The organism is Algoriphagus sp. UBA3586, assembly GCF_002376385.1.
In the GTDB taxonomy this organism is placed as follows: domain Bacteria; phylum Bacteroidota; class Bacteroidia; order Cytophagales; family Cyclobacteriaceae; genus Algoriphagus; species Algoriphagus ornithinivorans.
Map to the genome: position 1 here is coordinate 236,568 of NZ_DFMT01000031.1, position 12,667 is coordinate 249,234.

Consider the following 12,667-nt stretch of genomic DNA (forward strand, 5'->3'; position numbering starts at 1 on the left):
AGCAATAAGGGAATTATTTGGGAAAATGAGATAACTCCATGATAAACCAATTAATCTTTTTATCTTAATCAGCATTAACTTTTAGAATAACGAGCACTTAATGAATTTAATTTCACAGACCTCAGCTTTTCAGTCAGGAGATCTTGAAAAAGCATATAGCAAAAAAACCTGGGACGCAGCAGAGTATATTTATTGGGGAATTATCAGCCTTTTAATTGGCTTTTTTATCCTCGAGTTTTTTGTCCTCAAAACTACTTGGCAAGTCACATTTATCTTTAAAGTGATTTTGATTTTATTGGGTTTTTTATCCTACAATATCATCAAACCCCAGATCAAATCTCCTGATTGGTTGATTTTCGGATACTTACTTTTATTTTCTTCCTACTGCTTTAATATCATTCATCTCCATTCAGGATTTGTGGTTACCCTCTATTTTACCATTTTAACATTGGTCATAGGCTCCTCTAATTACCTGGTATTCTGGAATTCACGATTTGCTTTTGGATTGGTGGTCAGCATTTTGATCATGTTTATAATCTTCGAATTGCAGGCTGATTTTGTCAACCTAGAAACCAACTTAAATCTAGGGGGATATGCCTTTTTTTCACTTCTAGTCTTAACTGCATTTATTCCTGATGCCAGAAAAAGGAATTATACACTTAATCTGGAAAGAGATTTAAAAAAAGATGAAGCCATTGGAAAGCTCAATAAGAAAGTCAATGAGGTTCAATTGAAATTGGTTGAGATTGAACAATTGTTAAAAATAGACCGCGAAAAAGATCAAATTCTCCGTCACGACATCAAAAATAAAATCACCAATATCCTAGGCTTGTCCAAACTCATTGATGAAAGTGGTACCGCATTGGAAGAGGAAGAACAGAATTACCTTCAACTTTTAAAAGAAGTAAGTACGGACTTATTAACTGATGTAGATAATATTTTTGGCAATGACGAGGAAAATTCGGACATCCACCTTCGTTTGGCTATTCAAAACACCAATCTAAAAACCAGTTTCAAAAAAGTAAAAAGTTTACTCAAACCAAGATTGGAAGCAGGAGGTGTGGAATTAGATTTTTCAACTGAAAATACTGATTCATCCATTCTTGCAGATCCTTATGTTTTTGTGAACCTGATCGAAAAAATACTCAATTATCTCATCGACTGGTCTAAAACAAACCATAAGGTAATCCTTTTGACCAAAGATTTGGATTCCCGAGTGAGGATTGAAATCCTTGCTCCTTCCGCAAAAATCCCTGCAAGTGTATTAAATCAGATCTTCAAGCCATTGGATGAATTTGAAATTCAATCCAGTTTCGCTCCCCCACAAGGCTTAGGCTTGCAAATAGCCAAAAACCTGACAGAAAAAATGGGAGGCTATTTTAAATACACCACTAGTATGACCGAAGGTGTCACCTTCAAATTAGAATTCCCTAAATCATCACAGCCTGTTTCTTAACCAATTAAATTAATGGCCAGAATCTCTACCAAAGCCACTTCTGTTTTTCTTCTTTTCCTAATTCTTGGAATTTCAAATTTTACGAACGGACAAACCAATGAATCTCCATTTTCGGATTTTGGTTACCCAGAGCAGTCTGTAATTTATGGTCCAAGGGCAGGTACTGTTTTTTACTTCAAACACAAACCTAGAAGAGACTATGAAAACAGCTATGTCCATCTGGAAATCATCCCTTCTCAGCTGATCGAGAAAAAACAAAGTACAATCACCTTTTTGGTTGGGGACAGACCTATTCTTTCAACATTTATCGGGCAGTATTCTGATACCATTCGGGTGGATTTGCCTTTAAAAAGATCTGATATGGCTTCAGGCTTTGTGAAATTGGAAGTGAAATCGAATCTCTTCCTGAGAGATGAAGATTGCAGAGATTATGATGAAACCGGAATCTGGTTGGAAATCACTCCAGAATCATTCCTTTTAGAAAATTTCATCAGCTACCCTAAAGAACTTCCGACATGGACTATTGAAGAGTTTTTACCAGAAGTGGAGCGAATTCTTATCCCAAAAGAAAGTCTAGCAAATCAACTTGAGGTCGCATCCTACCTCCATTATTTCTTCAGAGAGCGAATTGGAGTCAATCTTCCGGTAGAATATTTGGATAAAAGCAATGTTAAATTAATCCACAGAGCGCTAGTAATAGGCAGCGGAACAGAAATCCAAAAAGCTTTCTCTGAAGAAAAATCCTTTGGAAACACAGCTGGCCAGGGTGAAATTAAGATGCATTACACCTCACAAACTGATAGCTTAACTGCAACGCCTTTCTTCACTTCGAGTATGCTTTTAACTGGTCCGGATGTCAGCTCCATTGAAAAAGCTATTCAGTTTTTATTCAATAGCGATTTAACTTCCTCCGCACTTACGGATCATGTAAAAGTAAATAAGTCAGTTGAAAAAACTCTTCAATATAATTACACTCTCAAAAACACCTACAATCTAGAGGAATTGGGGATGGACACTGAGATGATGACCGAAATGGGGAAAATCAGAAAAAACCTAACCCTTCCTTCTTATCTGTCCAAAGCAACTCTCAGGTCTTTGCAATTGCAACTCAAGATCAACCATAAACCCGTATCAGCTTCTGAAAGTGGTTTTGCCAATATCTACATCAACAATGACCTTATCGGAACTTACAGAATGAATGAATCGGGTATATTACAGGTTCAGGTAAGCCCTAATCGAGTTACATTCGCTACGGGAAGCTATTTGGGGATTGAATATATTTACGTCCCTGCGGGAGGTATCTGCAACACTAATGCTTCAGAATTCTATGCTCAAATAGATCCTTTGGAGTCCTTTTTAAGCCCTGTATTCTATAGAAACACTCCTTTGACTTTTGCCTCATTCCCGAAAAACTTTGAAGGGTCGCCAATTGAAATTTGGTATGATTATGCAGTAAGTCCTCAAGAAATCCCCAGCATTTCAAAGCTTATTCAATTGATCAATACCCGTTATTCGGGCCAATCGGGCTTCTATTTCCCTAAAATCAATGCTGTCAGCACAGCCAATCAGGTAGCAGATGGTAACACTAATAAAGTGCTTTTAACTGCTTCCCCTGAAAATTATAATGACATTTTCAAGGAAGATCAGTACATCAGATTTTACAAGGATAGTATTTCCTACAAATCAGATGAAGTCAAACGCTTTTTCAACGTGAGTTATGGGGATGATTTGGCTTTCATTCAGCTCTTTAACCATAATGGAAGCAAGTTTATGATGGTCAGCAACCAGGCTAGAAATACAGAAGCTATGGAAATGGCTCTTAATGGAGTGCAGGATCAGTTTCTGACAAATTCAGGGAATGTTCTAATATCCAATCCAAAGCGTTATTTCTTCTTTGATCTAAGATTCAAAACAGTTCTGGATGAAGAAATGGATAGTCAAAATAGATTCCTTTCATTCTGGGAAACCTATAGACTTTTCATAATCGTGGTTGTAATTGCCTTTATCATTGTATTGCTCTCTTATATTTTCAAAAAATCAGAGTCTTCCAAAAAGAATATTGAGGATGCGCGCTAAAAGAAACTATTTTTTCATTATTCTCTTCGCCCTTTTTGCGACAGAAACTTTGGCTCAAAACCCCTGGCAACAAGACAGGGGTCAAGCCTTGATTTCTCCTTATTTGAGTAATTACAGGGCTGATGCCTATAGAGACAGAAATGGGACAAAAATTCCTTTCGAAAATAATGGGCAATTCCAGAACTATAATCCACGAATTTATTTTAGCCTTCCACTAGGTGGTTACAAAGTAAATATTTTCGGCTCCATCCCATTGTTCTTCAATACTTACGAAGATTCACAGCGAAAGCAACAAAATACTGACCTAGGTGATTTAGAATTGGGATTGAGATTTCATCTGAAAGAGCTTAAAAACCATTATTTGATGGGCTCTGTAACAGGTTTCATTCCGGCCTATCAAAACAACCAACTTCCTTTTGCTGGCTATGACCAATTTGGAATGGAAGGAAGGTTGATACTGAGTGGAACCGCACCTTGGCTCGGGGAGTACAACAATTTTCATAAAATCGAAGCCGGTTTTCGCTATTTCTTTCCTAGTGACCCAGCTCAAATTAGGCTTTATTCCTCACAGGGCATCCGCTTGGGCAAGGGTTTTGTCTTAATGGGTGAGTTAGACGGGATTTTCTCCTTTAGCGATGACAGTGAGTTCTTCGAAAATAACCTTCAGCTGGTAGCAGATTTCAGCATGCTCAAAGCGGCAGCAAATTTAGGTTATGAATTCACTCCGAAATTCTCGCTTTATGGAGGTTTATTCCATGATATTTTAAATAGAAATTCAGGTATAGGGAGAGGTTTTCAGGTCTTCTCGGTCATTAGAATTGATTCCAAATGATGCATACGAAAGAATATTACAGAAAATCACTCTTTCAAGAAAAAGGAAATCTGCGGGCCGACCAGATTGAAAGAATTGAATTTCTGGAAAAGTCTCTTCAAAAAAGCTTTTTAAAGATTGCACTCAACTATGGTTACTTAAGCAGGAGAGCTTGGAAAAAAGCCTTGATAGAAGAAGGCGTTGAACTTTATCAGTTCAATTTTGAATCTCTTGAAGCAATCTCCAATCAAGAGGTGGTCAAAACGCAACTTCACCGGTTCTTAGACTGTCTTGTATTCCCTTTAAAGCAAACTGATGATTATCTAGAGGTGGTATTATCAGATCCTTCTGACAGTATCAATATCAACAATGTGGAAGAATTGCTGGGCCAAAAAGTTGATAAATTCCATGTTGCAGAGGACTTGGATGTCCTAAAAGCCTTGCACATTACCTATGGCTTAGACTATCTGGATAAAGCCATATTTAGGATTTACGATAGTGACAGAGAAAGTTGCGCCATTGAAACATTTACAAAAAAGCAGCTGATCTTCATTGGGGCTATCCTAATCTTGGGTGCTTCATTATTTTATTTTTTCCCGGTTGGGGTAGCTATTACCTTCAATCTCATCCTCAATGCGCTTTTATTTCTTTCAATAAGTTTCAAATTTCTTCTCACGCTATACGGTTCCAGAATGGAAACCTCCAGGAAAGTGAGCAAGGCGGAATTGGATAAAGTAAATGATGATGAATTGCCGATTTATACAATCTTATTACCTGTTTTCAAAGAATCTGAGGTGATCCATAAATTGGTTTGGAATCTAAGAAACCTTGATTATCCACTCGAAAAGCTGGATGTCAAACTATTGATAGAGGCTGATGATGCGATGACCTACAATGCGGTAAAAGACATGAATTTTCCATGTATTTTCGAACCGCTCATTATCCCGCCAGCCCAGCCTAAAACTAAGCCCAAAGCCTGTAATTATGGCCTATACTTTAGTAAAGGGAAATACCTGACTATTTATGATGCTGAGGATATCCCGGATAACAATCAACTCAAACTAGTTACCAGTCTATTTAAGAAAATACCGGATGACTATGTCGTGATCCAATGTGCCCTGAATTATTTTAATAAAAAGGAAAATTTGCTGACAAGGCTTTTCACCTTAGAATACTCCTATTGGTTTGACTATATGCTTCCCGGCCTGGATAATCTAGATGTCCCAATCCCGCTTGGAGGCACCAGCAACCACTTCAAGTTCGACAAATTGATGGAGCTAGGTGGATGGGACGGGTTCAACGTAACCGAAGATGCTGACCTCGGACTGAGAGCTTATGCCAAAAGCTATAAAGTGACTGTTTTGGACTCTACCACTTTAGAGGAGGCAAATAATGACTTTTTCAACTGGATCAGGCAGAGATCTCGGTGGATTAAAGGCTATATGCAAACCTATCTCGTGCATATGAGAAACCCAATCAAGCTACTTCAAAAAGTAGGAGTCAAGGGTTTTTTTGGATTTCAATTCTTTATAGGCGGGACCTTTTTCACATTTTTAGTTTATCCCATTCTCCTGCTGTTTCTAATCTTTATGTTGATCTTGAATACAGGGCTTTTAGATTATCTCTTCTTTTGGACGGATTACTCTGTCAGTCAAAATATCTTGGAATCTATTCAATTATTCTTCCCGGACTGGTTGGTAATCATAGCCATCTTCAACTTCTCTGTGGGGAATTTGATGATGATCTATGTCAATATGATGGCAGTCTTTAGACGCCGGTCCTATACGCTGATTCTTTATGCTTTAATCAATCCATTATACTGGCTCATGCACAGTATTTCCGCATACAAGGGGTTAATTCAGCTCATTACCAAGCCATTTTACTGGGAGAAGACCAATCATGGACTCACCAAAAGCAGTAAACCTAGTTCTATATGAAAAAGCGTAAAATTTCATATTGGCTAGGATGGCTGATTTTCAGCATAGGGTATTTGGTGCTTTCCCAATGGCTGGCATCCAGAGGTTTTTACACGCTTGAATCCTATTTTGTGGATTATAGAGCTGATATTCTTGTTCGCTTTCCTGAAGGATTCTTGCGAACATTTTACTTCACAAGTCCTGCCGTTTTCTTCTTAAGCAGTGTTCCCTTCAATTTCATTTCATCCATTCCTGGAAGCTTTTTCTTAAATGCTTTACTCATTGGAGGCCTGACTAATCATCTTTTCTTCAAGAGTTGGAAAGGGAAATATCCTTCAAAATTTTTCTTCCTGTACATTTTATTCAGTCCTGTCATTCTTTTTGCCGGCACTTCTGGAACAAGCTTGGCAGTTTATCTTGTCCTGTATTACTTATTATTCTATGTGACCTTTAAATACACCGAATCACATTCAGTTTTCCATCTTACTCTCATGAGTTTGACCATGGGACTTTTTGTATTGATGGACATGGAATACATGAAATTGATTTTGTTGTTAGTGCCAGTTCTATTCTTTGTCAGCTTTTTCAAAGCCAAGGGAATCAGGGGCAACTTTTATACGAGGGCTTCCGTGATTTTCAGCAATAATTCTCAGCGGAGAAAGTTCTTTACCGGCTTTTTCTCCTCTGTTCTGATTGTTGCATTTATCCCTTTAATGAGCTACCTGATTTTTTTGATGATCAACAAGGTATTCAGTGGCAGTTATTTTTTCTTTGAAAGAAGCACAGGAGATAGCTGGAATTCATATTCTGTTCTCTTCCCTTTAATCTCAATAAATGAAGACCTTTGGCCTAATTTGGCCCAGATCAATTCAAGATTTTTGGGCTTAATTCTTCTATTATCTGTTACAGCTATTTACCAAATTCTGGATAGTAAAAAACAAGCAGCAAAAAGCTTTATTCTTATTCTAGTCATCCTTTTCGCAATTTCCGAAGCGGCAGATAACAAGATGCTATATCTGGATTTAAACAACCTATCCCTGATTACAGCCTCTGCTATGGCTGCCTTTTTTTATTCCCAAAATGGATTGAAATCAAGGTCTTTAATTCTTAAAGTATTGACATTGGCTTTGCCTGTTTTAGCGGTCTTGCTGGAGTTTGGCTACTTTGAAAATAGCATAGTTCAACAAGAAAGACATTTTGCAGCAAGTATTTTTGACCCTAAAGAGGACCCCAATTTAAAGTCCATTGAAAAAGCAAGCTTGGCATTACAAAATCAAAATAGTGCACATATCTTGGCTGATGACGCTATTTTCTACCCTGAGCTCTCTACTTTGGATAAAAGCTTTACTTGGGAAGGGCATTTCAGCCCTTATTACATGCATGCTTTGCAGCAGCCTGAGGCCTATGCGGATTTGATCCTGGTGACAAAAAAAGATCATCCTTTGCACTTGAATGATATAGTGGCCACTTCCCTAAAAAGGTTGGACAGTTTGAAAATTGAGCTGCCTAAAAAGGTGATTTACGAAGATGAGTACCGGCAAGTAATACAATTAATCAAATAAAAAATGCCAGGAATTTTAAACCCTGGCATTTTTCAATTAATACGCTTTTATAACCTTGGAGGCCAGCCAATCACCTACCTCGGAGGTTTTATAAGACTTACCTCCTTCAGCGATATCCTCTGTGACCACTCCTTCAGCCAGGGATAAATTGACTACCCCAGTAATTGCCTCAGCTTCCTCTTTTAGATCAAAAGCATAGTCAAACATCATCGCAGCAGAAAGTACGGTAGCCAAAGGATTGGCAATATCCTTTCCAGCAGCTTGCGGATAAGAACCATGGATAGGTTCGAAAAGCTTCACATTAGAACCTAGAGAAGCAGACGGCATCAAACCCATGGAGCCTGAAATCACAGAAGCCTCATCTGTCAAAATATCTCCGAATAAATTTTCAGTAATCAGAACATCATAAGCCTTTGGCCATTGAATCAGACGCATAGCTACCGCATCTACAAACTCATATTCCACCTTCACATCAGGGTACTCATTTGCCAATTCCTGCACCGTTTCTCTCCAAAGTCTGGAAGTAGCCATTACATTGGCCTTATCCACGCAGGTCAATAATTTTCTTCTTTTTTGCGCAGCTTCAAAGCCCATTCTCGCCAATCTCACAATCTCCTCCTTGCTATACACATTGGTATCAAAGGCTTTGGTTCCCTGCTCATTCCTTCCCCTAGGCTCTCCGAAATAAACCCCTCCGGTCAACTCTCTGAAAAAGACGAAATCTACTCCCTCCACTCGATCCAACTTCAAGGGTGATTTATGAACCAAGGATGGAAAAGTAAATGTAGGACGCACATTGGCAAATAATCCCAGCTTTTGACGCATTCTTAACAACCCTTGTTCAGGACGAACTTTAGCTTTGGGATCATTATCATATTTGGGATCACCTATGGCACCAAAAAGGACAGCATCAGATGCAGCGCAAATTTCATGGGTAGCATCCGGATAAGGATCACCTGTTGCATCAATAGCACATGCTCCTACCAGGCCTTCTTTAAAAGTGATTTTGTGCCCGAATTTCTGACCGACAGCTTTAACAACTTTGACAGCCTGTGCTACAACCTCAGGACCAATGCCGTCACCCGGCAGCAGCGCGATATTCATTTCCATAATAGGTGGATTCTTCTTGTTTTGGATTGTAATTAATTGATTCTATGATATTAAGCATTTTTTCGGTAGCCATCATGGCCGCCACTGTTTGATCTGGATCCAGACCTTTGGTTTTGAATATCTTTCCGTATTCCCAGGTAATTACAGTCTCTACAAAAGCATCTGTTTTACCTCCAGGTGGAATGGAAACATGATAGTCTGTCAACTTGGGAAGCTCACGTCCCATTGACTTATAAATTTTTCGTAAGGCTCGCATAAAGGAGTCATATTGCCCATCTCCCGTTGCAGAAGCATCATAAGTTTTCTCATGAATCCTCATACGCAACTGAACGGTAGGTTTCAAACCTTTGGAATGGGTCATGTGGTACCCTTCAATGCTGATATTTTTTGAAATGGAATTATTCTGAAGAACATCCGAAATAATGTACGGTAAATCCTCGGTAGTTACCCGCTCTTTTTTATCTCCCAGTTCTATAATTCTTTGAGTAACTCTGGCTAGCTCTTCTTTTTCCAAAGAAATCCCCAACTCTTCCAGATTTTTGAGAATATTCGCTTTGCCAGAGGTTTTTCCAAGCGCATACTTCCTTTGACGACCGAATCGCTCCGGCATCAGATCATTGAAATAAAGATTCTTCTTATTATCTCCGTCTGCATGAATCCCTGCAGTCTGAGTAAAGACATTCTCCCCTACCACAGGTTTATTCGCAGGAATATGTTGCCCTGAAAATTGCTCTACCAACTTGGATACCCTGAATATCTTCTGCTCTTGAACTCCGATTTCCAGTTCTGTAAAATCCTTGATCACAGCAATGACAGATTCCAGAGGAGCGTTTCCTGCACGCTCTCCCAAGCCATTGATGGTAGTATGAATTCCCGAAACTCCATGTAAAACCGCTTCCATCACATTAGCCACTGACAAATCATAGTCATTGTGAGCATGAAAATCAAAATGGGCATCAGGAAACTTAGGAATGATCAACTGAAAATACTCCTTTACCTCTTCCGGGGAAAGCAAGCCCAAGGTGTCAGGAAGCATAATTCTTTGGACAGGTTGTTTGGTCAAAAACTCGATCAAACTCAAAGTATACTCTTGAGAATTTCGCATTCCATTAGACCAATCTTCCAAATATACATTTACGTTTATTTGGTTTTCTCTAGCATGCTGTATGGATTTTCGAATATCCTCAAAGTGCTCTTCCTGTGTTTTCTTGAGTTGATGGGTCAGGTGGTTCAGGGATCCTTTGGTCAGCAAATTCATCACCTTGGCTCCTGCTTCCAAAAGCCAATTGACAGAAGCAGGGGTGTCGACAAAACCCAAAACCTCCACTCTTTCCAAATAACCCTTTTGAGAAGCCCACTGAGTAATTTTCTGAACACCTTCAAGCTCTCCCTCTGAAACCCGGGCAGAAGCAACTTCAATTCGGTCTACTTTGAGTTCATCCAGTAAAAGTTTGGCAATCTGCAATTTTTCAGAAGGCAAAAAGGAAACCCCTGAGGTCTGCTCTCCATCCCTCAAGGTTGTGTCCATAATCTCTATACGTCGCTGGGTCAAACCCTCCAAGGGTTTAGAACCCTTGGAGGGTTGATTGATCATATGATTTTTATCCTCCCCCATAAGTGACATTAATTATCTGGATGCTGCAAAAGCATCGATTTCTGAGGACATGTTTAAGAGGTAATCGATATCATCGAAACCGTTTTGCATGTTAGCCTTTTTATATTCATTGATATCAAAAGACTCAGAATCTCCAGTTGAAAGCAAAGTGATTTTTTGCTTAGGCAGATTAACTTCAATCTGAGTATTCGGATTTTCCTCTATTGCAGAGAGCAACTTATCAGCAAATTCAGGAGATACCGTCACAGGAAGTACTCCGATATTTAAGCAGTTATTTTTGAAGATATCTGCAAAAAAACTGGAGACTACGCATCGGAAGCCATAATCATACAGCGCCCAAACAGCATGCTCTCTACTGGATCCTGATCCGAAGTTCTTGCCTGCAACCAAAATTTTCCCGGTATAAGTTGGGTCATTCAGTACAAAATCCTTTTTGGGATTTCCCTCTACATCATATCTCCAGTCACGAAATAGGTTGTCACCAAAGCCCTCTCTTTCAGTAGCCTTCAGAAAGCGTGCAGGAATAATCTGATCTGTATCTACATTTTCAGTAGGCAATGGAACTGTTGTGCTGGTCAATATGGTAAATTTATCGTAAGCCATTTTTTATTAGTTGATTAGAAAATGGTTATTTGTTATTGGTGGGTTACAGTGATGTCGACATATTGAATTCAGACACTAATAACTACTAACCAATAACTAATAACTCTAAATTAATTATCGAAAACCTCCCTAGGATCAGTGATTCGTCCGGTAACAGCTACAGCCGCTACTGTAAGAGGAGATGCGAGCATTGTCCTTGCACCAGGTCCTTGACGTCCTTCGAAGTTTCTATTGGAAGTAGAAACTGCATACTTTCCGGAAGGTATCTTATCATCATTCATTGCCAGGCAAGCTGAGCAACCAGGCTGTCTCAACTCAAACCCTGCTTCTTCCAGAATTTTCACCAAGCCTTCTTCATGGGCTAATTTTTCCACTTCTCGGGATCCTGGTACTATCCAAGCGGTAATGTTATCAGCTTTCTTTCTGCCTTTGACAAATTGTGCTACCGCACGGATATCTTCAATTCGACCATTGGTACAAGAGCCTACGAAAACATAGTCCACTTGCTTACCTTTGATTGGTTCTCCGGGCTGAAATCCCATGTAATCCAATGACTTCAGGTAGGACTTCTTGTTGGATCCTTCCATACCTTCTGTGGTTGGGATGGAATCTTTGACTTTGATGCCCATACCAGGGTTGGTACCATAAGTAATCATTGGTTCTATATCTGCCGCATCAAAGGTGAGCTCCTTGTCAAAAACAGCTCCCTCGTCTGTCTTGAGTGTTTTCCAATGAGCTACAGCCTGATCCCATTCCTCGCCCCTTGGAGCGTATTGTTTCCCTTTCAAAAATTCGAAAGTCGTCTCATCTGGAGCAATCAATCCACCACGAGCTCCCATTTCTATAGACATATTGCAAATGGTCATTCGGGCTTCCATCGATAGGCTGCGAATAGCCGACCCTGCGTATTCCACAAAGTATCCAGTCGCTCCAGCAGCGGATATCTTAGATATGATGTAAAGGATAATATCCTTTGAAGTGACTCCATTGCCAAGTTCTCCTTCCACGGAAATCCGCATCTTTTTAGGCTTGGACTGCATGATACATTGGGTAGCCAAAACCATCTCCACTTCAGAAGTACCGATTCCAAAGGCAATCGCTCCAAAAGCTCCATGCGTAGAAGTATGGGAGTCACCACAAACGATGGTCATTCCAGGCTGGGTCACACCCAATTCAGGTCCTATGACATGGACAATCCCATGGTGAGCCGAGCCTAAGTCATGGAGTTCAATTCCATATTTAGCGCAGTTATGCCGAAGTTTTTCGACCTGCATTCTGGATAATTTATCCTTGATAGTCTGATCTTGATCAACTGTGGGAACGTTGTGGTCCGGAGTTGCGATCGTTCTATGGGGGTACTTTACTCCAATGCCCCTTTTTTCCAAATTGAGGAAGGCTACAGGAGAGGTAACTTCATGGATAAAATGCTTATCAATGAAGAACACATCCGGTCCCGCCGGAACGGATTTTACCACGTGGGCATCCCAGATTTTGTCAAATAATGTTGTCTTTTCCATA

Annotated in this window: 9 protein-coding genes; 5 read left to right on the forward strand and 4 right to left on the reverse strand. The window is 39.7% G+C overall.

What is annotated here, in order from left to right; translation table 11 throughout:
• The first annotated feature begins 100 nt into the window (after positions 1–100).
• From B2906_RS11340 to B2906_RS11360, 5 genes are read left to right on the forward strand one after another with little or no spacing between them, the layout of a single operon-like run.
• Positions 101–1,456 carry a sensor histidine kinase gene (locus tag B2906_RS11340; RefSeq protein WP_286939726.1) on the forward strand — a complete coding sequence of 452 codons (1,356 nt, stop codon included), beginning with the start codon at positions 101–103 and terminating at the stop codon, positions 1,454–1,456.
• Between the two features lie 12 nt (positions 1,457–1,468).
• Positions 1,469–3,532, forward strand: coding sequence for a cellulose biosynthesis cyclic di-GMP-binding regulatory protein BcsB (locus B2906_RS11345; protein WP_286939728.1), 2,064 nt, complete (start codon positions 1,469–1,471; stop codon positions 3,530–3,532).
• A complete protein-coding gene (locus tag B2906_RS11350) occupies positions 3,522–4,364 on the forward strand; it encodes a hypothetical protein (RefSeq protein WP_286939729.1) in 843 nt (280 codons plus the stop codon). Before B2906_RS11345 ends, B2906_RS11350 begins: the two co-directional genes overlap by 11 nt.
• Positions 4,361–6,280, forward strand: a complete 1,920-nt coding sequence (locus B2906_RS11355) for a glycosyltransferase family 2 protein (protein WP_286939730.1) — start codon at positions 4,361–4,363, stop codon at positions 6,278–6,280. The genes B2906_RS11350 and B2906_RS11355 overlap by 4 nt, the downstream gene beginning before the upstream one ends.
• Positions 6,277–7,821, forward strand: a complete 1,545-nt coding sequence (locus B2906_RS11360) for a hypothetical protein (RefSeq protein WP_286939731.1) — start codon at positions 6,277–6,279, stop codon at positions 7,819–7,821. Before B2906_RS11355 ends, B2906_RS11360 begins: the two co-directional genes overlap by 4 nt.
• Before the next feature lie 36 nt (positions 7,822–7,857).
• Here the strand turns inward: B2906_RS11360 and leuB are convergent, their stop codons facing one another.
• The 4 genes from leuB to leuC all read right to left on the reverse strand — a co-directional run bounded on the left by leuB (position 7,858) and on the right by leuC (position 12,666).
• Positions 7,858–8,931, reverse strand: coding sequence for a 3-isopropylmalate dehydrogenase (gene leuB, locus B2906_RS11365; protein WP_286939733.1), 1,074 nt, complete (start codon positions 8,929–8,931; stop codon positions 7,858–7,860).
• A complete protein-coding gene (locus B2906_RS11370) occupies positions 8,900–10,525 on the reverse strand; it encodes an alpha-isopropylmalate synthase regulatory domain-containing protein (RefSeq protein WP_422652861.1) in 1,626 nt (541 codons plus the stop codon). The genes leuB and B2906_RS11370 overlap by 32 nt, the downstream gene beginning before the upstream one ends.
• Positions 10,526–10,558: 33 nt before the next feature.
• A complete protein-coding gene (gene leuD, locus B2906_RS11375; protein ID WP_286939734.1) occupies positions 10,559–11,149 on the reverse strand; it encodes a 3-isopropylmalate dehydratase small subunit in 591 nt (196 codons plus the stop codon).
• A 110-nt stretch (positions 11,150–11,259) separates the two neighbouring features.
• The gene (gene leuC, locus B2906_RS11380; protein ID WP_286939736.1) at positions 11,260–12,666 is read right to left on the reverse strand and encodes a 3-isopropylmalate dehydratase large subunit; all 1,407 of its coding nucleotides are present in this window, start codon (positions 12,664–12,666) and stop codon (positions 11,260–11,262) included.
• Position 12,667: the final 1 nt, after the last annotated feature.

What these genes read in the sequence shown, in the direction of transcription:
- B2906_RS11345 (WP_286939728.1), top strand. Translation starts at nt 1,469, where the DNA reads ATGGCCAGAATCTCTACCAAAGCCACTTCTGTTTTTCTTCTTTTCCTA.
- leuB (WP_286939733.1), bottom strand. Translation starts at nt 8,931, where the DNA reads ATGGAAATGAATATCGCGCTGCTGCCGGGTGACGGCATTGGTCCTGAG.
- leuC (WP_286939736.1), bottom strand. Translation starts at nt 12,666, where the DNA reads ATGGAAAAGACAACATTATTTGACAAAATCTGGGATGCCCACGTGGTA.
- B2906_RS11370 (WP_422652861.1), bottom strand. Translation starts at nt 10,525, where the DNA reads ATGATCAATCAACCCTCCAAGGGTTCTAAACCCTTGGAGGGTTTGACC.
- B2906_RS11360 (WP_286939731.1), top strand. Translation starts at nt 6,277, where the DNA reads ATGAAAAAGCGTAAAATTTCATATTGGCTAGGATGGCTGATTTTCAGC.
- B2906_RS11355 (WP_286939730.1), top strand. Translation starts at nt 4,361, where the DNA reads ATGATGCATACGAAAGAATATTACAGAAAATCACTCTTTCAAGAAAAA.
- leuD (WP_286939734.1), bottom strand. Translation starts at nt 11,149, where the DNA reads ATGGCTTACGATAAATTTACCATATTGACCAGCACAACAGTTCCATTG.
- B2906_RS11350 (WP_286939729.1), top strand. Translation starts at nt 3,522, where the DNA reads ATGCGCGCTAAAAGAAACTATTTTTTCATTATTCTCTTCGCCCTTTTT.
- B2906_RS11340 (WP_286939726.1), top strand. Translation starts at nt 101, where the DNA reads ATGAATTTAATTTCACAGACCTCAGCTTTTCAGTCAGGAGATCTTGAA.